General features: G+C 32.6%; 20 protein-coding genes and 3 tRNA genes. 18 read left to right on the plus strand and 5 right to left on the minus strand.

The window, feature by feature from the left end; translation table 11 throughout:
• Positions 1 to 6: 6 nt before the first annotated feature.
• The 12 genes from TDSAC_RS03360 (at position 7) to TDSAC_RS03415 (ending at position 11,815) form a co-directional block, all read left to right on the plus strand.
• Entirely contained in the window at positions 7 to 627 is a 621-nt protein-coding gene (locus TDSAC_RS03360) for a dienelactone hydrolase family protein (protein WP_199919892.1), read from the plus strand.
• Positions 628 to 791: 164 nt separating this feature from the next.
• Positions 792 to 1,967 carry a chromate efflux transporter gene (gene chrA, locus TDSAC_RS03365; protein WP_108308879.1) on the plus strand — a complete coding sequence of 392 codons (1,176 nt, stop codon included), beginning with the start codon at positions 792 to 794 and terminating at the stop codon, positions 1,965 to 1,967.
• Positions 1,968 to 2,066: 99 nt separating this feature from the next.
• Positions 2,067 to 2,142, plus strand: a tRNA-Glu gene (locus tag TDSAC_RS03370).
• A 27-nt stretch (positions 2,143 to 2,169) separates the two neighbouring features.
• Positions 2,170 to 2,244: transfer RNA gene (locus tag TDSAC_RS03375), tRNA-Val, on the plus strand.
• Between the two features lie 33 nt (positions 2,245 to 2,277).
• Positions 2,278 to 3,348, plus strand: a complete 1,071-nt coding sequence (rpoD, locus tag TDSAC_RS03380; protein WP_108308880.1) for an RNA polymerase sigma factor RpoD — start codon at positions 2,278 to 2,280, stop codon at positions 3,346 to 3,348.
• A gap of 2 nt (positions 3,349 to 3,350) precedes the next feature.
• The gene (gene uppS / locus TDSAC_RS03385; protein ID WP_108308881.1) at positions 3,351 to 4,034 is read left to right on the plus strand and encodes a polyprenyl diphosphate synthase; all 684 of its coding nucleotides are present in this window, start codon (positions 3,351 to 3,353) and stop codon (positions 4,032 to 4,034) included.
• Entirely contained in the window at positions 4,031 to 4,804 is a 774-nt protein-coding gene (locus TDSAC_RS03390; RefSeq protein WP_108308882.1) for a phosphatidate cytidylyltransferase, read from the plus strand. The genes uppS and TDSAC_RS03390 overlap by 4 nt, the downstream gene beginning before the upstream one ends.
• Positions 4,801 to 5,928 carry a 1-deoxy-D-xylulose-5-phosphate reductoisomerase gene (gene dxr, locus TDSAC_RS03395; RefSeq protein WP_108308883.1) on the plus strand — a complete coding sequence of 376 codons (1,128 nt, stop codon included), beginning with the start codon at positions 4,801 to 4,803 and terminating at the stop codon, positions 5,926 to 5,928. Before TDSAC_RS03390 ends, dxr begins: the two co-directional genes overlap by 4 nt.
• Positions 5,928 to 6,950, plus strand: a complete 1,023-nt coding sequence (gene rseP / locus TDSAC_RS03400; RefSeq protein WP_108308884.1) for an RIP metalloprotease RseP — start codon at positions 5,928 to 5,930, stop codon at positions 6,948 to 6,950. Before dxr ends, rseP begins: the two co-directional genes overlap by 1 nt.
• Positions 6,947 to 7,999 (plus strand): flavodoxin-dependent (E)-4-hydroxy-3-methylbut-2-enyl-diphosphate synthase, encoded by a 1,053-nt coding sequence (gene ispG / locus TDSAC_RS03405; protein WP_108308885.1) that lies wholly within the window; start codon positions 6,947 to 6,949, stop codon positions 7,997 to 7,999. Before rseP ends, ispG begins: the two co-directional genes overlap by 4 nt.
• Positions 7,996 to 9,711 (plus strand): proline--tRNA ligase, encoded by a 1,716-nt coding sequence (locus TDSAC_RS03410; protein ID WP_108308886.1) that lies wholly within the window; start codon positions 7,996 to 7,998, stop codon positions 9,709 to 9,711. The genes ispG and TDSAC_RS03410 overlap by 4 nt, the downstream gene beginning before the upstream one ends.
• 1 nt (position 9,712) lies before the next feature.
• Positions 9,713 to 11,815, plus strand: coding sequence for a transglycosylase domain-containing protein (locus tag TDSAC_RS03415; RefSeq protein ID WP_108308887.1), 2,103 nt, complete (start codon positions 9,713 to 9,715; stop codon positions 11,813 to 11,815).
• On the opposite strand, the gene hypB is transcribed toward TDSAC_RS03415, so the two are convergent.
• The 5 genes from hypB to argS are packed head-to-tail and all read right to left on the minus strand — an operon-like array spanning position 11,793 to position 16,400.
• On the minus strand, positions 11,793 to 12,470 hold the full coding sequence (gene hypB / locus TDSAC_RS03420) for a hydrogenase nickel incorporation protein HypB (protein WP_108308888.1): 678 nt from the start codon (positions 12,468 to 12,470) through the stop codon (positions 11,793 to 11,795). The two genes, TDSAC_RS03415 and hypB, sit on opposite strands and share 23 nt — an antisense overlap.
• 42 nt (positions 12,471 to 12,512) lie before the next feature.
• A complete protein-coding gene (gene hypA, locus TDSAC_RS03425) occupies positions 12,513 to 12,857 on the minus strand; it encodes a hydrogenase maturation nickel metallochaperone HypA (protein ID WP_108308889.1) in 345 nt (114 codons plus the stop codon).
• Positions 12,858 to 13,955, minus strand: a complete 1,098-nt coding sequence (locus TDSAC_RS03430) for a M48 family metallopeptidase (protein ID WP_199919894.1) — start codon at positions 13,953 to 13,955, stop codon at positions 12,858 to 12,860.
• Positions 13,948 to 14,778, minus strand: a complete 831-nt coding sequence (locus tag TDSAC_RS03435; protein ID WP_108308891.1) for a hypothetical protein — start codon at positions 14,776 to 14,778, stop codon at positions 13,948 to 13,950. The genes TDSAC_RS03430 and TDSAC_RS03435 overlap by 8 nt, the downstream gene beginning before the upstream one ends.
• Complete coding sequence (argS, locus tag TDSAC_RS03440) at positions 14,775 to 16,400, minus strand: arginine--tRNA ligase (protein ID WP_108308892.1); 1,626 nt, start codon at positions 16,398 to 16,400, stop codon at positions 14,775 to 14,777. The genes TDSAC_RS03435 and argS overlap by 4 nt, the downstream gene beginning before the upstream one ends.
• A 111-nt stretch (positions 16,401 to 16,511) precedes the next feature.
• On the opposite strand from argS, the gene pyrR reads away from it, so the two are divergent.
• The 6 genes from pyrR to TDSAC_RS03470 all read left to right on the plus strand — a co-directional run bounded on the left by pyrR (position 16,512) and on the right by TDSAC_RS03470 (position 23,951).
• Positions 16,512 to 17,036 (plus strand): bifunctional pyr operon transcriptional regulator/uracil phosphoribosyltransferase PyrR, encoded by a 525-nt coding sequence (gene pyrR / locus TDSAC_RS03445; RefSeq protein ID WP_108308893.1) that lies wholly within the window; start codon positions 16,512 to 16,514, stop codon positions 17,034 to 17,036.
• Entirely contained in the window at positions 17,033 to 17,965 is a 933-nt protein-coding gene (locus TDSAC_RS03450) for an aspartate carbamoyltransferase catalytic subunit (protein WP_199919895.1), read from the plus strand. Before pyrR ends, TDSAC_RS03450 begins: the two co-directional genes overlap by 4 nt.
• Positions 17,966 to 18,002: 37 nt before the next feature.
• Entirely contained in the window at positions 18,003 to 19,310 is a 1,308-nt protein-coding gene (locus TDSAC_RS03455; RefSeq protein ID WP_108308894.1) for a dihydroorotase, read from the plus strand.
• A gap of 57 nt (positions 19,311 to 19,367) precedes the next feature.
• Complete coding sequence (gene carA / locus TDSAC_RS03460) at positions 19,368 to 20,486, plus strand: glutamine-hydrolyzing carbamoyl-phosphate synthase small subunit (protein WP_108308895.1); 1,119 nt, start codon at positions 19,368 to 19,370, stop codon at positions 20,484 to 20,486.
• A 66-nt stretch (positions 20,487 to 20,552) separates the two neighbouring features.
• Positions 20,553 to 23,783, plus strand: coding sequence for a carbamoyl-phosphate synthase large subunit (carB, locus tag TDSAC_RS03465; RefSeq protein WP_108308896.1), 3,231 nt, complete (start codon positions 20,553 to 20,555; stop codon positions 23,781 to 23,783).
• 93 nt (positions 23,784 to 23,876) lie between these two features.
• Positions 23,877 to 23,951, plus strand: a tRNA-Met gene (locus TDSAC_RS03470).
• Position 23,952: the final 1 nt, after the last annotated feature.

The raw sequence follows: 23,952 nt of genomic DNA on the forward strand, positions 1-23,952 counted from the left end.
GGAATTTTGTTATTTTCGGATTGGGTAGGTGTAGGGGATTTTGCTTTTGAAAAAGCGAAGAATTTTGTTAAGGAAGGATTTGTTGTACTGGTTGTTGATGTTTATGGTAATGGGAAAGTAGCAAGAGATCAAGTAGAGGCTTTTGAACTGTCTTCTATTTATAAAAATGATAGACTTTTAATGCGAAAGAGAGCTATAGCTTCATTAGAAGAATTTAAAAAAATTGAAATCGTTGATAAAAAAAACATATCAGCTGTGGGATACTGCTTTGGTGGTACAGTAGCATTAGAGTTGGCAAGAAGTGGTGCTAATATAAGGAACGTTGTAACTTTCCATGCAGGCCTGGATACCCCATTAGAAGCTACACCTGGTAATTTTAGACCTAAGGTGTTAGCTTTGCACGGTGCGGATGACCCACATGTGCCTATTGATCAGGTTTTAAAGTTTCAGGAAGAATTAAGAAAAGTTGGTGCTGATTGGGTTTTTGTTTCTTATGGAAATAGCGTTCATTCATTTACCAACAAAAGAGTAGGTACAGATCTATCTAAAGGAGTGGCTTATAATAAGCTATCAGATAAGAGATCGTGGTCTGCCGCTATTGGTTTCTTAAAGGAGAATATTAAATAAGGGATTTTAAAAAATAAAAAATTATTAGGAGTTTTACTTCTCGTAGCTGTTATATTGTTAGCTATATTGCCTAAAGAGTCTGCCAGAGAATCTGCTTAATTTATGCCTCTGTAGTTAAGATTAGATTTTTTAGCTGCAGAGGTTTTTGTGATAAAATCTAAAACATGAAAAAAGTTATTAATTCTTGTCCGACACCTTTACATTTTCTTATAAAGTGTTTGTATTTGGGCTCTGTTTCATTTGGGGGAGTTGCAATGATACCTACTCTGAGAACCGAGTTTGTAAAAAAATATTCATGTGTAAGCGACAATTCATTCTTAAGAGGTATTACTCTTACAGAGTTCTTACCGGGTTCAATTATTAGTAATCTTGTAGGGTTTATAGCATATAGGACTTTTGGTTTTTGGTATGGAATTTTATCATCCTTAGCTATTGTTTTTCCCTCTATATTAATGATGGTTTTCTTTGCATTTTTGTACATACATGGTAATGTAACAGTAATAAATCTAGTTTTTAGAGGATTAAAACCCTTTGTGGTCGCATTCTTTTTTATTGCTTTTTTACAATTTTATAAAAAATACGTTAAATCTGGAAGACAGTTAATTTTCCTCATTATCTCATTTGTTACCTTTTTAAACGATGTTGAGATTATTTATGTATTTTTATTATCGTTTTTATTTGGATCTTTTTTGCTTAAAATAGATATACCCCAAATAAAGAGTTATACAACTGAGAATCTTTCTTTGAAAGAAATTATTTATGTACTTCTTATATTAACAACAATGCTTTTAGTTGTTTTTTTCTTATTTCCAAATTTTTTTGATTTTTGTATTAGTTTAAGTAAAATTAGTTTGCTCGCTTTTGGTGGCGCTCAATCTGCCCTACCTCTTTATCACGCGACCTTTGTTGTTAATAACAATCTTTTAACACAAAATGCTTATCTGGATGCTGTTCTTATAAGCCAAATTACTCCTGGGCCGGTTCTATGTCTTTCTGGATATCTTGGATATGTTTATGGAGGATTTGTGGGTGCAATGCTAGCATTTTTATTTACCTTTGTACCGCCTATAATTTTATTAATTCTGATTGATCCGTTTTATGATAGGTTGAGCAAAAAAACCTGGTTCTATAGAGGTATGATCGGAGTGATTACATCTTTAACTGCTCTCCTCCTGTCATTGGGAGTTCAATTCTTTCCACAAACCATAATTGACCCATTTACTTTTTCTGTTATGATTATAAGTGCAATATCTCTTTATTATAAAAAACCTGTTATATTTACAGTGTTATTCATTTCTATCTGTAGTTATTTTTATTACGGCTTTTTAATACATTTTTAAATAGGTTTTTTTATTTTTTTAAGTTATAATTTATATTAAAAGAATTAAGAAGTTTGTCATGGTTGACAATTTTTATCTTTTTTGTAGAATATTAACGATGCCTCCATCGTCTAGGGGACTAGGACACAGCCCTTTCAAGGCTGAAACAGGGGTTCGAATCCCCTTGGAGGTACCATTTTGTTTTATGTACTTCTTAAAAAGTGGGCGGATAGCTCAGTGGAAGAGCACCTGCTTTACACGCAGGGGGTCGTAGGTTCGAACCCTACTTCGCCCACCATTTTTTTAAAACTTCATTTTAGAAGGTGAAAAAATGCCAAAGAATTCTAAAAAAGTTAAAAAAAATCCACAAATACCAAATGTAGAAGATCAATCTTATAAGAGTTTTTCTAATTATTTTGATGATTTAGAGGAACCGTCCGATTTAGATAATATAATAAAGTCCATAGAAGCTGGCAATGTGGATGATGAGGATCAAGATCTTTTAAAAATTGTTAACGATACTGAGCCGGTTTCAGCAGAAGATGTCCTAATTATGCCAGAAGAACGTGTTCCTATGGTCGAAGATCCAGTAAGACAATATCTTAAAGAAATCGGTAAAATACCTCTTTTAAAGCATTCAGAGGAAAAATATTTGGCTGAGAGGGCATTTCATGGTGATGAAGCAGCTAAGAAGAAACTTGCCGAAGCGAACCTGAGACTTGTAGTTTCAATTGCTAAAAAATATACAAAAAGAGGTTTATTGTTTCTTGATCTAATTCAGGAAGGTAATATGGGCTTATTAAGAGCTGTTGAAAAGTTTGACTATAGAAAGGGTTATAAATTTTCAACCTATGCAACATGGTGGATTAGGCAAGCTGTTACTAGAGCTATAGCAGATCAAGCAAGAACAATAAGAATACCAGTACACATGGTGGAGACTATTAATAAGTACAAAAAAACCGTAAGAAATTTAAGCCAGCAATTGAGTAGAAAACCTACCGACGAAGAAATAGCAGAAAAGATGGAAGTGAACGTTGAAAAAATTCATGAAATCAAAAGAATTTCTCAAGAACCCATATCTATCGAAACTCCTATTGGAAAGGATGAAGATAGTCATCTTGGAGATTTTATAGCAGACGAGTCGATTTCATCACCTATGGAAGCAGTAACATATCGTCTTTTGAAAGAAGATTTAGAAGAAGTAATAAAGGATTTACAACCAAGAGAAAGAGATGTGGTTAGGCTTAGATTTGGCCTAGTTGATGGCCATGCAAGAACACTCGAAGAAGTGGGTAAAGAATTTGGCGTTACCAGAGAAAGGATTCGCCAGATAGAAGCTAAAGCGCTTAGAAAATTAAGACACCCAAGCAGGAGTCGTAAGCTTAGGGATTATTTAGTATAACTATGTCTAAAATAAATCATATTGCCATCATAATGGATGGCAATGCAAGATGGTCAAAAACTAGATTTCTTCCAGTTTTCAACGGTCATCTTGAAGGATTTAAAAAACTACAGGAAATGGTAAACTTTTTTATTGAAAAAAATATTCCATATCTGAGTGTTTATGCCTTTTCAACTGAAAACTGGAAGAGACCTAAAGAAGAAATAGAAGGCATATTTAAAATTTTTTATGATGGAATTGAGAGATATATAAAGGAATGGTCAAAAAAGGGTGTTAAGTTAAAGTTTTTTACTCTTAAAGAAAATTTATCAAACGATATTGTGAGATTGATCGAAACTTCTGAAAAAATTGAAGTAAATCCAGTAAAGGTTAATCTTGGAGTTGCATTTAATTATGGCTCAAGAAAAGAAATTTTATATACGGCTAATAAAATAAAATCTTTAAATATTGATTTTAATGAAGAAAATTTTTCGAATATGCTTTTGACTTATCCCTTTCCTGAACCGGATATATTGATAAGGACTGGAGGGGAAAAAAGAATAAGTAATTTTTTCTTATGGCAAATTGCATATACAGAGCTTTTTTTTGTTGATAAATTATGGCCTGATTTTACAAAAGAGGATCTTGACAATATCATTGTAGAATTTCATAATAGGCAAAGAAGATTTGGGGGGCGTAATTCTTGATTTTTAGAGTAATAACAGCCTGTTGGGGAATACCTGTTTTGTTGTTTCTTGTTTATGCAGGTAATTTGTGGCTTTTGTTGCTTCTTTCTGTTTTGATTTTATGTTCTACGTATGAATTTAGCGTAATGATGAAGAATAACAATCATAAAATGCCATATATTACTTTTTTGGTCTCATTCATAGTATTTTTTGGAAATATTTTCGGTTTTCTATCCCTGTCAGTTTTTTTAAGCATGTTAATACTTTTCCTCTGGTCAATAATTTTTTTCAATAGATATACCTTATTTGATATTTGTCTTTCATTCGTCTGTATATTTTTTATATCCTTTTCACTTTCTTTCTTTTATCTTATCAGAAATCTTGATAACGGCTTTTTTTGGTCAGTGACTCTTTTAACGAGTTTATGGTTAGGTGATTCTATGGCTTATATAGTAGGTAAAAATTTTGGTAAACATAAGCTTTTAGATGTTTCACCGAAAAAAACCTGGGAAGGTGCTTTAGCAAATATGGTTTTTGGTATCATTCCTTTTATAGTTCTTTCGACTTTTTTGCAGAAATCCATTTTTTTGTTGATTTTTTTAGGTATTCTTGTTAACATAGTTTCTCAAATTTCAGATCTAAGCGAGTCTTTGATCAAGAGAACTTTTGATTGCAAAGACTCGGGGAATTTTTTGCCAGGGCATGGAGGTTTTTTTGATAGATTCGATAGTTTATTTTTCTCTTCGCCAATTTTATATTTTATAATTCTTTATCTTGGAAAAATTAAATGAAAAAGGTAATTTTGATTGGATCTACAGGTTCAATAGGTACACAAACTTTAGAGGTTGTTAGAAAATATCCTGATAAACTAAAAGTTGTAGGTTTGGCTGCAAGAAAGATGTCAGAAAAATTAAAAGATCAAATCCAGGAATTTCAACCTGAATATGTTGCCCTTTTGTATAAAGAAAATTTTGATGTTAAGTCAGAGAAAACTTTATATGGTTTTGATGGAATCTTAGAAATGATAAGGGAAACAGAGGCTGACATAGTTTTGTTAGCCTGGGTAGGAAAGGATTCAATATATATTGCTAAAGCGGCACTAGACTCAAATAAAGACCTTGCATTTGCTACAAAGGAAATACTTGTTTATGGTGGAAATTTAATTGTAAATTATGCAAAAAAAGTTGGCAGAAAAATTTTACCTGTGGATAGTGAGCACAACGCTATCTTTCAGCTACTAGAAAAGGAAGATATTTCTTTTGTTGACTCTATATATCTAACAGCTTCAGGTGGGCCGTTTTATAACAAGCACTTTATTAAAAATCCCTCAGTTGATGAAGTTTTGTTGCATCCTACATGGAAAATGGGACCAAAAGTGACTGTTGATTCTGCTAATCTGATGAATAAAGGTTTTGAAGTAATAGAGGCTTCATTTCTTTTTGGTTTTGATTCTAGTAAGATTAAAGTTCTTATTAATAGAACCAGTTTAGTTCACTCTTTAGTTTCATTTATTGATGGTTCTGTTAGAATTTTGTATTATAAACCAGATATGCGTATACCTATACAACATGCTCTCTCTTATCCTGAAAGATGGGCCGCTCAAAAAGAAGATTTTGAAAATCATTTCGTTTTAGAATTTGAAAAGCCAGATTATAATGAATTTCCATGCTTGGCTCTCGCTTATGAAGCTTTAAAAAGTGGTTCAATTAAAACTGCATCGCTTGCTGCTTGTGATGAAATTTTGGTTGATGCATTTCTAAATAAAAAGATTTCATTTTTAAGTATCCCAAAGATGCTAGAATTGATCTTATCAAAATCTGATTCGGGCAATATTACATCTTTTGAAGAGATAGATTTAATTTATAATGAAACTGTTGCAAGAAGTTTAGAGTTGTTGGAGGTATATAAATTTTAATGAGTATTTTAATTTTTATTTTGGTAATTTTCGTTGCGACATTAGTTCATGAAGCAGGACACTTTGTTTTTGCTAGGATTTTTGGAGTAGGGGTTTTTGAATTCTCAATTGGTTTTGGACCAAGAATTTTCAAAAGTAAATATAAAGAAACAGACCTTAGTATAAGGATTCTCCCGCTTGGTGGTTTTGTGAGGATTGCAGGTTTGGATGAGGGGGAAGTCCCTCCTGGAAAAAAGAGGTTCGATCAAATTAGATCATTTCAAAAAATTTTGGTAATTTTAGCTGGTCCAGTAATGAACATAATTATGGCTGCAGTACTTTTTACTCTCGTATATACACAGGGTGTTTATGTTCCTGATTTAAAGATTCAATCAGTTAATAACAATTTTCCAGCTGCAAAGGCTGGAATACAGGTTGGAGATAGGATTGTTGCTGTAAATGATATTCCCATTAAAACACCAAATGAATTAATTAAAATAGTGTCTGAATCAAAGGGGGAAAAACTTAATTTAACTATCCTGAGAGATGATAAATATATAAACATTAGTCTTAATCCAGAATTCGATCAGAAAGAAAATAGATATTTAATTGGCATAATGTTTGATCGCACCTTGAAGAAATATTCAATTCTTGAGTCTATATATATGGGATTTACTCAAACCATATCTTGGTCTATTGCGCTTGTTGTAAGCATTTGGATGTTAATAACAGGAAAGGTTCCGGTGGGAAGTCTGGCGGGGCCTATAGGGATAGCCAGTATGCTTGGCCAGGCTGCTAACGAAGGTCTAACTGCTCTTATTTTTTTTGTAGGTTTTTTATCTTTAAACTTAGGGATATTAAATCTACTTCCTATTCCTGCTCTTGACGGTTCAAGAATTCTATTTTTGCTTGTTGAAGTTCTTAGAGGAAAGCCTATAGATCCAAAAAAAGAAAATTTTATACATGTGGCGGGTTTTGTATTTTTAATTTTATTAATGATATTTATCAGTTATTTTGATATATTGAGGATTTTTAAAAGGTGATTAGAAAAAAGGTTGCCGTTAGGGATTTAATTTTTGGATCTGGTAAAGTTTTTGTTCAAACAATGACAAAAACTGATACAAGAAATGTTAGTGCTACTATTAAGCAAATCAGACAAATCCAAAAAGCTGGTGCTGATCTAGTAAGGCTGGCAGTTCCAGATAACGATGCGGCAGAAGCTATTTATAAAATTGTCAAAAAAGTATCAATACCTCTTGTAGCAGACATTCATTTTGATTATAGATTAGCTTTAAAGGCTATTGATGCAGGGATTTCTAAGATAAGAATAAATCCTGGCAATATTGGTTCAAAAAATAATTTGCTAGAAGTTGTGAGAGCTGCATCGAACAACAATATTCCTATTAGAATAGGCGTCAATGAAGGATCTATACCTAAAGATCTCCTTGGAAAGTTTCAAGATGATCCTGTTGATGCTCTTGTTAGAACTGTAGAAAGAGAAGTAAGTTTGCTGGAAGATAGTGGATTTAGCAATATTGTGATAAGTGCAAAGACTTTTTCTGTCAATTTGCTTCTAAAGACATATAGTTTGCTTTTTGAAAAATTTCCCTATCCTTTACATGTAGGGGTTACTGAATCAGGTCCCTTGTTTCAAGGAACAATAAGATCAAGCGTTGCTATAGGTATTCTTTTAAGCAAAGGCATAGGGGATACCATAAGAGTATCTCTCAGTTCTAGTCCAATTGATGAGATAAGGGTTGGAAGAGAGATTCTTAAATCTCTTGAACTTGAAATTGGCCCAGTAATAATATCTTGTCCAACTTGTGGTAGAACAGAAGTAAATTTAAGCAAATTAACTAAAATTGTTGAAAAGAGACTTTTGAATGTAAAAAAACCATTAAAAATTGCTATTATGGGTTGTGCAGTAAATGGTCCTTCTGAGGCTAAATCTGCTGATTTGGGTATCGCATGCGCTAAACAATTTGCCTTTTTGTTTAAATATGGAAAAATAATAAAAAAAATTGATAGTGATAATTTGGAAAGAGTTTTTTTGGCTGAATTAGAATCTCTTATTTTTCAGGAGGATTTATGAAATTATCCAAATTGTTTTTCAAGACTCTTAAAGAAGTACCTGGTGACGCTGAGGCTATTAGCCACGTTCTTTTGTTAAGGGCTGGTTATATAAGGCGTCTTAGTTCTGGTATTTATACATATTTACCATTAGCTAAAAAGGTGTTATTAAAGATTGAGAATATAGTTCGTGAGGAAATGATTAATATTAATTCTCAAGAGTTATTACTTCCTGCTCTTCAACCAAGAGAAATTTGGGAAATTTCGGGGAGATGGAAAAAATACGGTCCTGAACTTATGAGATTTAAGGATAGACATGATAAAGAGTACGCTCTTGGCCCTACACATGAAGAAGTTATAACTGATTTGATAAATAAGGAGGTTAATTCTTATAAACAACTCCCAATTTCTGTATTTCAAATACAAACAAAATTTAGAGACGAAATAAGACCCAGGTTTGGTTTGATGAGAACAAGAGAGTTTATTATGAAAGATGCCTATAGCTTTCACAGAAACGAAGAGGATCTTGATAAAACTTATTGGGATATGTTTCACGCTTATGAAAAAATTCTTACAAGGATGGGGTTAAATTTTAAGTCAGTTGAAGCAGATTCTGGAGCTATTGGTGGAAGCGTTTCCCATGAATTTATGGTTTTAACTCCTTTTGGGGAAGATAAGATTCTCTATTGTTCAAGCTGTCCTTATGCGGCAAATCTTGAAAAGGCTACATCAACTTATGAGCCCTTTTATAGTGCTGGGGGAGAGTTTTCTGAGTTAGAGATTATTCCAACACCTAATGCAAAAACAGTTAATGAGGTTTCGGAATATATTGGAGTAGACCATAAGTTTATCTTAAAATCTCTAATGTATAGAATCGAAGGAAAGCCTACTATGATAGTTGTAGCTGGTGATGATGAGTTAAACGAGATAAAGTTAAAAAATGCTCTTCCTGGGAAAGAACTGTCAATGATGACACCTGAAGAAATTAAGCAAGAATTAAATTTATCTGTTGGTTCAATAGGACCAGTAAAAATTGATAATATAGATTTAATTTGTGACAAAAGAGTATGTGTTGAAAATGTAGCTTTTTATGCTGGGGCAAATAAAGAAGGTTATCATTATAAAAATGTTTACTTTAAAAGAGATTTTTATACAGATAAAATTTTTGATTTGAGAACTTCAAAGGCTGGAGAATCCTGTCCCCGTTGTGGTTCTAAATTGCTGGAAAGTATTGGAAGCGAAGCTGGTCACGTATTTAAACTCGGTACTAAATACAGTGAACCAATGAAAGCTTATTTTAAAGATGAAGATGGTAAAGAGAAGCCATTTGAAATGGGATGTTATGGAATTGGCATCTCAAGACTTCTTGCTATTGTTGTTGAACAACACCATGATGAGTTTGGAATTATATGGCCAAATTCTATCTCTCCTTACCAGGTGATTATTATCCCTGCAAACATAAATGATGAAAATCAGCTAGCAACATCTGAAATGATTTTTTATGAGATAAGGCAAAGAGGTATAAGTGTTTTGTTTGATGATAGAGATGAGAGAGCTGGAGTGAAATTCAAAGATGCTGATCTCCTTGGGATTCCAATTAAAATTATTATAGGTAGCCATTTTTCTAAATCTGGTCTTATTGAGATAAAAGTTCGAAGGGATGGAAGTTCAAATCTTGTCCCGCCAGATGAAGCTAGTGTGTATGTCTCTTTAAAATTGAGACAGATAGTGTAATATGCTTAATAAAATTAAGAAATTTGTAATTTTTATAGGTATATTTTTAACACTTTTTTTAATTGGACTTCTAACTGGAATAACAATATACTCCTTTATTAAAGTTCCAAACGTAGAAAGTCTTGAGAACTATGCTCCTCCTGAAGCTACTCAAATATTTGACAGAAATGGTAAATTAATAACTACGTTGTATGATTCCGAAAATAGAATAGTTGTACCTTTAAAGGATATTCCTAAAAGTTTGCAAGATGCAGTTATAGCTGTCGAAGATTCGAGATTTTACTCAGAAATAGGTTTTGATCCTATAGGAATAATAAGGGCCTTTATAGCTGACGTTACACACAGAAAAGAAATTGAGGGAGGAAGCACTCTAACTCAACAACTGGTTAAAAATATTTATCTTACTCCACAACAGACTATTATGAGAAAGCTTGTTGAACTGGTTATTGCAATAAGAGTGGATCTTACGCTTAGTAAGGCTAAGATTTTAGAGTTATATCTTAATGAAATATATTTAGGTCATGGAACCAATGGTGTTGAAGCAGCTTCAAAATATTATTTTAACAAAGATGTAAAAGATCTTAATTTAGCGGAATCTGCGATGCTTGCAGGTTTGATAAGTGCACCTGAATATTATTCTCCAGTAAGAAATTTTAAGTTGGCCAAAGAACGTCAGAAAATTGTGTTAAACAGAATGGTAGATGTAGGCTTTATTACCAAGGCTCAAGCGGTTGAGGCATACAACCAACCTATTAAAATTGCTCATTCTAACTCAAAATGGGGTGGTATTGCTCCATACTTTGTTGATCACATATTGCAAGAAATGGCAAAAAAATATGGTTATAACGAAGTTTATACTGGCGGTTTGAAAATTTATACTACTCTTGATTACAATATGCAAGAAGAAGCCGATAAATTAGTCAAAGAATATGTAAAAAAATATAAATACCTACACGTATCAGAAGGCGCACTCGTTGCTATTGATCCTCAAAATGGAGAAATAAGAGCGTATGTAGGTGGAACCAGTTATGAAAAAAGTCAATTTGATAGAGTTATTATGGCAGAGAGACAACCCGGTTCTGCATTTAAACCCTTTGTTTATTTAACTGCTCTTGAAGAAGGAATGAGTCCTAATACTATGTTATCTGATACACCTGTTACATATCCTACGCCAGAAGGTCCATGGAGCCCTCAGAACTATGATAGAACCTTTATGGGGAATATTCCTATGTGGGAAGCTTTGATGCTTTCTAGAAATGTTCCTAGTGTAAAATTACTGGCTATGGTAGGAGTAGAGAATGCAATTAAAACAGCTAGAAAAGCTGGTATTAAAAGTCATTTAAACGCAAATCTTGCTCTTGCCCTGGGTGCAAGTGATGTAAACTTGCTTGAAATTACTTCTGCTTATGGAGTTTTTGCTAATAGGGGTATTAGGGTTGAGCCAATTTTTGTAACCAAAGTTTTGGATAGAAATGGTAAAGTGTTAGAAGAAAATAAGCCTATACCTCAGAGGGTATTCGATGAAAAATATATATCAGTTCTTGATAATATGCTTACTAACGTAATATTGCATGGTACAGGAATGGCAGCAAATATTGGTAGGCCTGCTGCAGGCAAAACTGGTACTACTGATGACTTTAGGAATGCATGGTTTATAGGCTTTACCCCTAATTTAGTTTGTGGAGTATGGGTAGGCAATGATGATAATTCACCAATGGATGGTGTAGTTGGTGGCTTTATTCCTGCCGAAATTTGGGCTTCATTTATGAAAAGTGCTCTTGCAGGTACACCTGTTGCTTACTTTCCAAAGAGTTCGGAACCTATCGGTGGTCCATCGAGTGGAAATGAGGTTAGTGTATGGGTATGTGGTGATTCTGACAAGTTAGCAACAGATAGGTGCCCAAATCCTGTGTTAAAATCCTTTCCAAAGGACAAAGCCCCTACAGAATATGATAACAGATATCCAGGTAGTCCATATGTTCCAAAAGAGAAGAAAACTAAAGTGAATACTAATGAGAAACCACAAGTTTCAGGCGAAAATAATCATCCAACTACTATTCCAAAACATGAGAATAATTCAATTATTGTACTTCCCCAAAGATAGAAGAATATTTTTGAATTAGCCATTCTACAAATTTATAATATGAATTTTTATTCTTCTTTGAAATAAGAAAGATAGGTGATTCTTTGTTTAGCTTTCTAATTTCTGAAATGAAGACTTCTTCACTAAGATCAAGGAATGGTAAAAGGTCAACCTTTGTTAAAAGTATACATGAAGCTTCTTTAAAGAGAAGTGGGTATTTTTCTGGTTTATCTTCACCTTCTGTTACACTTAATATTGCTACCTTTTCATGTTCTCCTAAATAAAATTCTGCAGGACAAACAAGATTACCAACGTTTTCTATAAATAGAATTTTTTCATGTTCTACATTAAATTGTTCGAATGCCTTTCTTATCATTTTGGATTCCAGATGACAAATACCATGCGTGTTAATCTGTACGCATTTAATATCCTTTTTATTGATTCTCTCTGCATCCCTTGTGGTAGCGATGTCTCCTTCAATGACTAAAGATGGAAATCCTTTTTCATTTAAAATAGGTGTAATATTTTCTAAAAGAGTTGTTTTTCCTGAGCCAGGAGAGCTTATAAGATTGATAGTTAAGAGTTTTTTTGATTCAAAAATTTTTTTGTTGTTCTCTCCTTCTTTAACACTTTTTGATAGTATTGGGATATTTACGCTTATATCTTTAAGTTCCATAACTTTCTTCCCTTCTTTTGTGTTTTTTAAAATTTTAAAGAATTATTCTGCAATAATTTTATTGATTAACATCTCTCTGCCAGATTCTATAACTGTTTCAAACGAGTGACAATATGGGCATTCCATACTTATCATTCTATCGCTTTCAAATATTTTTCCGCAATTCAAACAATGTAATTTTAGGTTTGCTTTGTTTATTTTCAAAATAGCTTCTTCTAGCATTGTTTCGTTTTTCATAACATCAAAAGCCGAAGCTAATAGATCAGTTTCTATCATGGCTCCAGCTCCAACAGTAATTTCTACCTCAAGAATTTTGTGCGCATTGTTCTGTTTTGCTTGTTCTGTAGTTATATCAATTATTTCTTGAACAATACTTGCTTCATGCATTTAATTAAATGCCTCCCAAAATGAGTTTTCCCATACTATCTTTTTTAACCTCGAACACAATTCATCTAAGATTTTTCTGTTTTCTTCGGTATTTTTTGTTGTAATAATTGCTATATTTTTAATATCAATTATAACATTGTTTTTATTGGTAATAACTCTGATATCATATATGTTTGGCTCTTCATCAAAAGCAAGATTTAAGTTTTTTATTACAGATGTTATGTTGATAAATGGATTAGGGAAGATTTCAGGATAATCCTGAAGATTGAACCAAAAATCTTTTTCAATATAGATATTTGGACCATCGTTAGTTACTCTGAAATAATCAGCAGCAATTCTTCGGTTAATTGTAATCCCATCTTTTTTTAAATCTGCGATAATGTATTTAATTCTTTCTTCTGTTTTTGGATGGTTTCGATAAATTCCCCAATTTATATCTTGAGAACTTCTTTCTCTTGCGTTAAGCCTTTCCATTGTTGTTAATAATCCAACTGGATTGTATCCGCAAGCTATAGCGCACCTGATTGCAAATTCATCTGCTTGTTTTTCTAACTCAATGGAATATTGATTCAGCATTGCCATTGAGAGAAGGCTTGCTGATTCAGTAGCTGCAGCATTTCCTCTTGATGCTATTATTACAGCAAGGGCTACAAGAGTGTACTTTTTTTGAAGTTCCATTTGTTTTCTGTGATGATCTAAAACTACATGCCCAGTTTCGTGTGAAAGTATGCACGCTAGTTCATCATCAGTTCTAACAAAGTTTAGCATTCCTGTTGTGACAAAAATAAAACCCCCTGGTAGAGCGAAGGCATTAACGTCGTTACTATAATATGCTCTTATTGTTAGTTTTAAATCCTTAACTCCTGAAAATTCTCTGGCGTATTTTTGTAAACGTTCACCGATTTTGTTTAATCTTTCTTGAACTGTATGATCTTTTACGATCTTGTAATATGATTCAATTTCCTTTGCAATTTTCTGACCTTCTTTATATTCAGCATCATAATTTACTATGGTTTGTGAATTAGCATTAATTTGAAGGTTTAAAATAAGATAGCATGTTAAGGTTATAAAAAAAAGCACTAATTTTTTTTTAAGCATTTTCATTTTCGTGGTTGTTTTGTTTCTTTTCTGGTTTTAATAGTGCTCCACAATAACAGCAGAAAGTATCATCTTTGTCAAAAAGAGTCTTGTGGCAGAAAGGACACTTTGCTTCTGGTTTTCTGGGAAATTTTTTTATAGCTAAAACAATAATAAAAAACGATAAAACTATTAGTAAAATACCAAAAATTGTAAAGAGTATAGGTATAAAATCAGAAAAGTTATTAATTTTTTCGGGTTTATTAATTTTTTCATTAGTTGGTGTTGTTTTTTCGGTCATGGCTTGTTTTTCTGTGTTATCCTTTTCCAAAACAATATTTTTAACAAAAATGGGTTTGTTCCCCTGGCTAATTATAAGTTTGTATGTGCCATTGACTTCAGTTTGTACAGGTATAACTATGTTTGTTTCATCTACAACTTCAGTAACAGGTCTTTTTTGCCCATTATCGCTTACAACAGAATACTTCCTTGCAAAGAAGACGATGTCAGTTGAATACAAGGATCTTGAATCTGGCGAATAAAAATTTAGCCTGTAAATTAATTTTGGTCCGGTTATGGGAGGTTTATTTCCTAATTTAAGCCATGATTCAAGTACTGGCCCATAATCGGGAGTATTTTGAATGATTTCTTCCATCAGATTACTATCAGCTTTTACATGTACAGAAATGGAACTTAGAGAACTGTAGTTGCCATCTGGTTTTTCGTTCCCTGTAATAGAAAGATTTACCTGAAGTTGATCGTTTGCCCTTGCATTGGTGCTATTAAATAGAGTTGAAAATATATAAAGAGATAGGATTATTGCCCAAAAAAATTTTAATTTCACATTCTCTCCATTGGGATAATATTTAAATATGACAATCCTCTTGAGAGGATATCGTGAACCTTTAAAATCAAAAGAAGCCTTGACCACTGAATTGACTTATCCCGATTAATTATCCTATTTTTTTGATAATAAATATGAAACAGTCTTGCAAGATCGAGCATATAATTGACAAGATAATATGGTTCATAGTCACGTACTGCCTTTTCTCTAAAAAAGTCAAAATTGTCAATTTTCTTAATAATTTCGTATTCTTCTGATGCCTTTATATATTTTGAGTATTCAATTAAATTAGACGGTATTTCTTCATCAATGTTTCTTTTTATGCTGGATATTCTTGCACATGCATATTGGATATAATAAAGAGGATTATCCATTGTAACTTCTTTTGCTTTATCTATATGAAAATCTATTGTACTATTTAAAGACCTTGAGGTTAAATAAAATCTTAAAATATCATGTCCAACGTCTTCTAAAAGTTCTTTTAAGGTAATCATATTGCCAGTTCTTTTTGACATACGTATGAGATTTTTGTTTTTATAGAGGTTTACTAATTGTCCCAAAAGCACTACAAGTCTTTCTTCAGGTAAATTTAGCGCTTTTAATGCACTTTTTAGCCTTGGTACATAGCCATGATGATCTGTGCCCCATATATTTATATAAATGTCAAAATTTCTTTTGAATTTTTCATAATGATACGCTATATCAGCTGCAAAATATGTTGGAAGCCCATTCTCTCTTATTAATACTCTGTCTTCACTATCGAAATAATTAGAAGTTTTAAGCCAAAGGGCACCATCTTTTTTGTATGTTTGATTTTTTGATATTAAAAGTTCGATTATTTTATTAATTTTGTTTTCCTGGTGCAAGCTGCTTTCAAAGAAAAAAGAATCAAAAATAACTCCAAAATTTTTTAAAATTTCCTTTTGTTCTCCAAGCGCTATATTTAAAGCCTCTTCTTTTATGAGTTCAAAATGCAAGCTTTGATCCTCTTTAGATAAAAAGGGATATTTATTAAGAATTTTTTTTGCAATATCTATAACATATTCGCCTTGATAGCCACCTTCCGGGAATATAAAATCTTGTTTTAGAATTTCTCTTATCCTAGCTATTATTGATAAGGTGAAAAGTTCCATTTGATTGCCGTAATTGTTTACATAAAATTCAGTTTGGACATTGAAGCCGTAATCCTTTAAAATCCTAGTTAAAGAATCACCAAATGCTGCCCATCTGGCATGACCTATGTGAAGTGGTCCTGTAGGATTTGCTGAAACGTATTCAATTAATATTGTTTTGGATTCAGAACTATTTAAATAAGGTTTAATAGTAAAATTTTGTAAAATATTTTGTAGAGCATGCTCTTTTAGACTTACATTTATAAATCCAGGATTGGCAACTTGAACTAAAAAATTATCGTCTTTAAAACTTTGAGCCAACTTGTTTGCAATTTTGATAGGGTTTTCTTTTAAGTGTTTTGCAAGTTTCATTGAACTTAAAACAGTATAATCCCCATATTGAGGATTAGATATTTGTATTTCTACAAAAGAATCGGGATTTTTAATTTCTGGATAAAGATTAATGATGTGTTTTTGTGTTTCTCTTTTTAAATGGTTGTAAAAAGACAAATAAAACCTCCTTGCAAATTAATTTCTCAATAATCAATTATACAATATGAGTTTAAAGTTCACATTTTAAAAAAATTGTAGTAACATATACATAGTTAATAGGGAGGTATTATGCTCAAAGCAAAAATTTTAAATGAGCAGGAAATTGGTAAGATACTTCATCGATTAGTTTACGAAATTTATGAAAATCATAAAAATTTTAATGAGCTTTTGCTAGTAGGTTTATGGACAAGGGGCGTTTATTTAAGTAAACGTATTGCTGATATTTTTTTAAGAGAACAAGGGATAGAATTAGAAACTTCAGAATTGGATGTCACACCATATAGAGATGATTTATATACTAAGGAAAAAATTCCTTTAAAAACTACTAATTTAATATCTACTCAAGATCGTTCGATTATAATTGTTGATGATGTACTTTATACAGGGAGAACTGTGAGAGGAGCAATAGAAGCTATTTTTGATTTTGGTAGGCCTAAAAAAATAGAACTATTGGTACTTGTTGATCGAGGGCATAGAGAGCTTCCAATTAATGCGAACTATTTAGGTAGATATGTTCCAACTTCTTCTAGGGAAGATGTTAATGTAAGGCTTAAAGAGATTGATAATGTAGATGAGGTGACTATTTTAGTGTGATTTCTCACTTGCTTAGCACTAAATATCTTGATTTAGATGAAATTTTAGAAATATTTAATAATGCAAAAAAATTTCTAGAGGTTTTAAATAGACCCACCAAAAAAATACCAATTCTTAAAGGCAAGCTTATTTTAACAGTTTTTTTTGAACCTAGCACACGAACGAGAACTTCTTTTGAAATTGCTGGCAAAACTCTAGGAGCGGATGTTGTGAACTTATCTGTTTCTCAAAGTTCTGCTAAAAAGGGTGAAACTATTAAAGATACGTGTTTGACACTTAATGCAATGAAGCCAGATTGTATTGTATTAAGACATTCGGTTTCGAAAATTCCAGAATATATAACGAATTTTACATCAGCAAAGATAATTAATGCAGGTGATGGTTCAAACGAGCATCCTTCTCAGGCTTTGCTTGATGCTTTTACGTTGATGCAACATTTTGGAGATCTTGAGGACAGAAAGATTTTGATCTTAGGAGACGTTTTAAATAGTAGGGTAGCAAGATCAAATATCTGGCTTTTAAAAAAATTAGGAGCTAAGGTTTCTCTTTGTGGGCCATCTACTCTTGTGAGAGAAGAATTTGAGAAAGAATGGGATGTAGATGTGTACTGGGATTTAGATAAGGCTATTAGTAATGTTGATGCGATTATAGTTCTTAGGATTCAACTAGAAAGGGCTGCAAGTGCTTGGATTCCTAGCACTAGAGAGTATTCTATTTTTTATGGTCTAAATCGCGAGAGATTGATAAAAAACAATAATGTTATAATTATGCACCCAGGACCTATGAACAGAGGTCTTGAGATATCATCTGATATAGCTGATGGCAGTAATGCGCTTATAAGAGACCAGGTAACAAATGGCGTAGCAATAAGAATGTCTATTTTTTATCATTTGTTAGCTCGTAAAGCTGATAGCATAGGGATCATTTGAAATTGAATTAATTTAGTAAACAGTGAGGTCTTTTTTAATGAATAAAATTTTGTTCAGGAACGTTTTGGCATACTTTTCAGATTTAAGTTCTAGGAAAGTTAGTTTTTATATAGACAAATCAGGAAAGGTAAACTTTTTAGATTCGTATGATATATCTAGCTTTGAAGAGGTTGTTGAAGGAGAAGATTTAGTTATAATGCCTCTTTTGACTGATGTACACACTCATATGAGAGTGCCGGGTCAAGAAGAAAAGGAGGATATTGTTTCAGGTTCTAAAGCTGCTGCAAGAGGCGGTTTTGGGCAAATCTTTACTATGCCAAACACCAATCCAGTAGTTGATAATGCATATCTTGTAGATTATTTAATAAGTAATATTAGCAAAAATTCAGTAATAAAAATTTATCCGGTTGGAGCAGTTTCGAGAAATCAGTTAGGAGAAGAGTTATCTCCTTTGCTTGAGATGAAAAATAGTGGAGCTATAGCTTTTTCTGATGATGGTAAACCAATTTCAACGAATATTCTTAGAAAAGCTTTAATTTATGTTAAAACTTTTGATGGAATAATTATAGATCACCCAGAAGATATTGTATTAAGTGGCAATGGCATAATTCATGAAGGTAAGATTTCAAGGGCTTATGGAATTAATTCAATTCCATATACATCAGAAGAAATTTGCGTTGCAAGAGATATTGCTTTAACAAGAGAAATTAGGTCAAGATTGCATCTTGCGCATCTATCTACAAGGCACTCTTTAAAATATATTGAAGCTGCTAAAGAAGAAGGTCTCAATGTTACATCAGAAGTAACTGTAAATCATCTTATTTTTAATTGTGAGAATATTCCTATTTTTGATACTAGATTTAAAGTAAAACCGCCTTTCAGAGATGAAGAAGATATGAATGAACTTTTTTTTGCTTTGCAAAAGGGATTAATAGATGTAGTTTGTACAGATCATGCTCCTCATACTTTAGAGGAGAAGGAACTAGATTATAGTGAGGCACCCTTTGGAACTCCAGGTCTCGAAACTGCTTTTGCAGCCTTATATACTTATTTTGTTATGAAAAATAAATGTAAGTTAGAAGATATTATTAAGTGGATGGTTGTGAATCCATCCAAAATCTTTTCTCTTCCAATTTTAGAACTTAAAAATAGGTCTAAAGCTAATTTCTTTATTTTTAAAAGAAATAAAGAGTTTTTGGTGGAACCTGAGATGTTTTTTTCAAAATGCAAACTTTCTGTATTTCTTGACAAGACTTTGTTTGGTTTCCCTCTTGCCACCTTTTATAATGGGAATATGGTTTATAAGGATAAAAATTTTATGAAAAACATTAAACATGAAGTATAAGATTTATTTTTTTGTTTTTAAGAAAATATGAAAAAAAAGAAAGGACGTGCTTCTTAGTTGAGTTTTAAAAAAGCTATGCTTTTACTGGAAGATAAAAGTTTTTTTTTAGGAAGGTCTTTTGGTGCTGAAGGAGAAGTTATGGGTGAAGTTGTCTTTAATACGTGTATGAGTGGATATCAGGAGATATTAACTGATCCTTCTTATTTTGGGCAAATCATAACAATGACCTATCCCTTAATAGGAAACTATGGCGTAAATGATGAGGATGTTGAGAGCACTAAACCATTTGCAAAAGGTTTTATTGTTAGAGACTATAAAGATAGAACCTCCAATTGGAGATCCCAGGAAACTCTTGATTCGTATTTGAAAAAAAATAAAATTGTAGGGATAGATAATATTGATACAAGGTTTTTGACTAGAAAATTGAGGACTAGAGGTGCCCTTAATGGCATTATATCTACTATAGACTTTAATCCTGAATCTTTATATGAAAAATTAAAAGTTTTCCCTACTATGGAAGGACTTGATCTGGTAAAGGACGTAACGCCTAAGGAAAGGTATGATTGGAACCAGACTGATAAATGGATCAGTGAAAGGTTTAAATCAGAAGGAGATTTTAAGGTTGCTGTTATAGATTATGGTGTTAAATGGAATATATTAAAAATATTAACTGCATTAGGTTGTAAGTTAACTGTATTTTCGGCTTTTAGTAACGCAGATGAAATTTTATCTATAAAGCCAGATGGCGTTTTTCTCTCAAATGGTCCTGGAGATCCTGCTGCAGTAAGTTATGCAATTAATCCAATTAAAGAACTTTTTGGTAAGGTACCTATTTTTGGAATTTGTTTGGGCCATCAATTAATGGGTCTTGCTTCAGGAGCAAAAACCTTTAAATTGAAATTTGGCCATCATGGTGGAAATCATCCTGTTAAAAGACTTGAAACTGGTGAGGTAGAAATTACATCTCAAAATCATGGATTTGCTGTTGATTATGACTCCATTGATAAATCTAATTGGGAAGTTACTCATATTAATCTTAACGACAAAACTGTTGAAGGTATCAGACACAAAAAACTGCCAATATTCTCTGTTCAATATCATCCCGAAGCAAGTCCTGGGCCACATGATTCTGGTTATTTATTCAAGCAGTTTTGTGAACTGATGAAGAGCAACTAAAAATTCTATTAAATTAATTCTATTAAATTAATTGTTTTATATAAAACATTAAGGATGTGATAAGTTTTGCCTAAGAGGACGGACATAAAAAAGATTTTGATTATTGGTTCAGGACCCATAATAATTGGACAGGCATGTGAGTTTGATTACTCAGGAACTCAAGCAATCAAAGCCTTAAAGCAAGAAGGGTATGAAGTAATTTTGGTAAATTCTAATCCTGCTACGATTATGACTGATCCTGAAATGGCCGATCGCACTTATATTGAACCAATTACTCCTCAGGTTGTAACAAAAGTCATTAAAAAAGAAAGGCCAGATGCAATACTGTCGACATTAGGTGGCCAAACTGCTTTAAATGTTGCTGTAAATCTTTCAGAAACTGGAATTTTAGAAAGGTACAATGTTGAAATGTTGGGTGTAAACACTGACGCAATAAAAAAGGGTGAAGATAGGCTTTTATTTAGAGAAACTATGAAGGAAATAGGTGTAGATCTTCCTAAAAGTGGAATTGCTCATAGCCTGAATGAGGCAGAAAAAATTGCTTTTGAACTAGGATTCCCTTTAATTATAAGACCTTCTTTTACACTTGGAGGAACGGGCGGAGGTATTGCTTATAACTTTGACGATTTAAGATATCATGTGTCTAATGGCCTTGATCTAAGTATGATTCATCAGGTTTTAATTGAAGAGTCGGTTCTTAACTGGAAAGAATTTGAATTAGAAGTAATGAGAGATAAAAAGGATAATGTTGTAATAATTTGTTCAATAGAAAATTTCGATCCAATGGGCATTCATACAGGGGATAGTATTACTGTAGCGCCTATTCAAACATTAACAGATAAAGAATACCAGATATTAAGAGATATGTCTATAAAAGTTATCAGGAAAATTGGCGTTGATACTGGTGGTTCTAATATTCAATTTGCAATGAACCCCAAAGATGGTCGTATTGTCATTATTGAAATGAACCCTCGTGTTTCGAGAAGTTCTGCTCTTGCTTCAAAGGCTACAGGCTTTCCAATTGCGAAAATTGCTGCTCTTCTTGCTGTTGGCTATACTCTTGATGAAATTACCAATGATATTACCAAAAAAACTCCTGCTTCTTTTGAACCAACTCTTGACTACGTTGTTGTAAAGATACCCAGATGGGATTTTGAAAAGTTTCATGGAACATCAAGGGTTTTGGATACTCAGATGAAGTCTGTAGGCGAAGCAATGGCTATAGGTAGAAACTTTAAAGAAGCTTTTCAAAAGGCGATTCGTTCACTTGAAAATGGCAGGAAAGGTTTTGGTTTTGATGGTAAGGACGTTGATCTAATGAATTTGACAGAAAGAGAACTTATTAGAGAACTTGGTACGCCTAAGGATAATAGGATTTTTATAATTCACAGATTGTTAGAAATTGGAGTAGGCGTAGATAAATTAAATAAACTAACTGGCATTGATGAGTGGTTTTTAAAAGAACTTGAAGAGATAGTTCTGACAGGCAAAGAGTTTATGAATAGAAATTTGTATTCTATAAATAAAGATGAAATGTTTGGTTTAAAAAGGGATGGTTTTTCAGATTTTCAGATAGGATTTCTAACCAAAACAAGCGAAGAAGAAGTTACGAAATATAGAAAGGAGCTTGGTATTTTTCCTGTTTATAAAACTGTTGATACCTGTTCGGCTGAGTTTGAATCGTTTACCCCTTATCATTATTCTACTTATGATCAAGAAAATGAATTAATACCTTTTGATAATAAAGAATCGGTAATTATTTTGGGTGCAGGTCCTAATAGAATTGGTCAGGGTATTGAATTCGATTATTGTTGTGTTCATGCAGTAAATTCAACTAAAAAATTAGGGAAAGCTGCAATTATGGTTAACTGTAATCCTGAAACAGTATCAACAGATTATGATACATCTGATCAACTTTTGTTTGAGCCTTTAACCTTTGAAGACGTAATAAATATTGTTGAAAAAATCAAACCCCTTGGTACTTTAATACAGTTTGGTGGTCAGACTCCTTTAAAGCTTGCTAAGTCTTTCGAGAAACTAGGCATTCCAATTCTCGGGACTTCACCAGAAGCAATTGATATGGCAGAAGATAGAGAACGTTTTGATCTATTTTTAGAAGATTTAAAAATATTTAGACCAGCAGCTGGTATAGCAAAATCTCCAGATGAGGCTCTAAGAGTTGCAAGAAGTCTTGGATATCCAGTTTTAGTAAGGCCTTCGTATGTTTTGGGCGGTAGGGCTATGGAAATAGTTTATGATGACAATGATTTAATGGAATATATCAAGAAAGCTGTTGAGGTGTCTGAAGCGAAACCAGTTCTTATTGATAGGTTTTTAGAAGATGCTATAGAAATTGATGTTGATGCCCTTTGTGATGGTGATGAAGTTTTTATAGGTGGCATTATGGAACACATAGAAGAGGCGGGGATTCATTCTGGTGATTCGGCATGTGTATTGCCAACCTTTAGCTTGACAAAGGAAGAGTTATTAGAATTATCTAGGATTACCAGAGAAATAGCTTTGAAACTTGGAGTGAAAGGCTTAATAAACATCCAATATGCTATTAGAGATAAGATATATGTTCTTGAAGTAAATCCAAGAGCTTCTAGAACAGTTCCATTTGTAAGCAAAACCATAGGTATTCCACTGGCAAAGCTTGCAACCCAAATATCTCTTGGCAAAAAGATAAAAGATTTTAATATTAAAGAAAGATTAGATTTGCCTTATGTTGCTGTAAAAGAAGCTGTATTGCCTTTTGGAAGATTTTCAGGCGTAGATACAATTTTGGGTCCTGAGATGAAATCTACAGGTGAAGTAATGGGTATTGATTTTGAATTTGGAAAGGCATATGCCAAAGCACAAATTGCTGCTGGAGAAGAACTTCCTTTAAGAGGGAATGTTTTTGTTAGTGTTTCTAATAAACACAAGAGAAATATAGTTTTTATTGTTAAAAGCCTTGTGAATATGGGCTTTAACATATTTGCTACTCAGGGAACAGCTAAAGTTTTAAAATTTAACGGTATAAAGGTTAATGAAGTAAGAAAGGCTAGTGAAGATGGATTTACGATTCTTGATATGATAAAGGATAATCAGATTCAGCTTATTATTAATACCCCATCCGGTAAGGGTGCAAGAAAGGATGATTATAAGATAAGAAGAATGGCGCTTTTGCATCATGTGCCCACTATTACAACTATAGCAGGTGCTGCTGCAACAGTTAACGCTATTGAAGCTTTAAAGAATTCTGAAATAGAAGTAAAATCTATACAAGATTTTTACAAGATTTTAAAAAATTAGATTAAGAATTGAATTTCTTCTATGTTTAAACCTATTTTAATAATTTTCTTGACTTTATTCAAATATTTTTTTAAAATAATCTTGCTTTTATGTGGCGGCGTAGCTCAGAGGCAGAGCAAGCGGTTCATACCCGCTGTGTCAGTGGTTCAAATCCACTCGCCGCTACCAT

The organism is Thermodesulfobium acidiphilum (assembly GCF_003057965.1).
GTDB lineage: Bacteria > Thermodesulfobiota > Thermodesulfobiia > Thermodesulfobiales > Thermodesulfobiaceae > Thermodesulfobium > Thermodesulfobium acidiphilum.

Coding starts and splice junctions, on each gene's coding strand:
- dxr (WP_108308883.1), top strand. CDS start 4,801: ATGAAAAAGGTAATTTTGATTGGATCTACAGGTTCAATAGGTACACAA.
- TDSAC_RS03430 (WP_199919894.1), bottom strand. CDS start 13,955: ATGCTTAAAAAAAAATTAGTGCTTTTTTTTATAACCTTAACATGCTAT.
- hypA (WP_108308889.1), bottom strand. CDS start 12,857: ATGCATGAAGCAAGTATTGTTCAAGAAATAATTGATATAACTACAGAA.
- hypB (WP_108308888.1), bottom strand. CDS start 12,470: ATGGAACTTAAAGATATAAGCGTAAATATCCCAATACTATCAAAAAGT.
- TDSAC_RS03410 (WP_108308886.1), top strand. CDS start 7,996: ATGAAATTATCCAAATTGTTTTTCAAGACTCTTAAAGAAGTACCTGGT.
- chrA (WP_108308879.1), top strand. CDS start 792: ATGAAAAAAGTTATTAATTCTTGTCCGACACCTTTACATTTTCTTATA.
- TDSAC_RS03455 (WP_108308894.1), top strand. CDS start 18,003: ATGAATAAAATTTTGTTCAGGAACGTTTTGGCATACTTTTCAGATTTA.
- rseP (WP_108308884.1), top strand. CDS start 5,928: ATGAGTATTTTAATTTTTATTTTGGTAATTTTCGTTGCGACATTAGTT.
- rpoD (WP_108308880.1), top strand. CDS start 2,278: ATGCCAAAGAATTCTAAAAAAGTTAAAAAAAATCCACAAATACCAAAT.
- TDSAC_RS03415 (WP_108308887.1), top strand. CDS start 9,713: ATGCTTAATAAAATTAAGAAATTTGTAATTTTTATAGGTATATTTTTA.
- pyrR (WP_108308893.1), top strand. CDS start 16,512: ATGCTCAAAGCAAAAATTTTAAATGAGCAGGAAATTGGTAAGATACTT.
- uppS (WP_108308881.1), top strand. CDS start 3,351: ATGTCTAAAATAAATCATATTGCCATCATAATGGATGGCAATGCAAGA.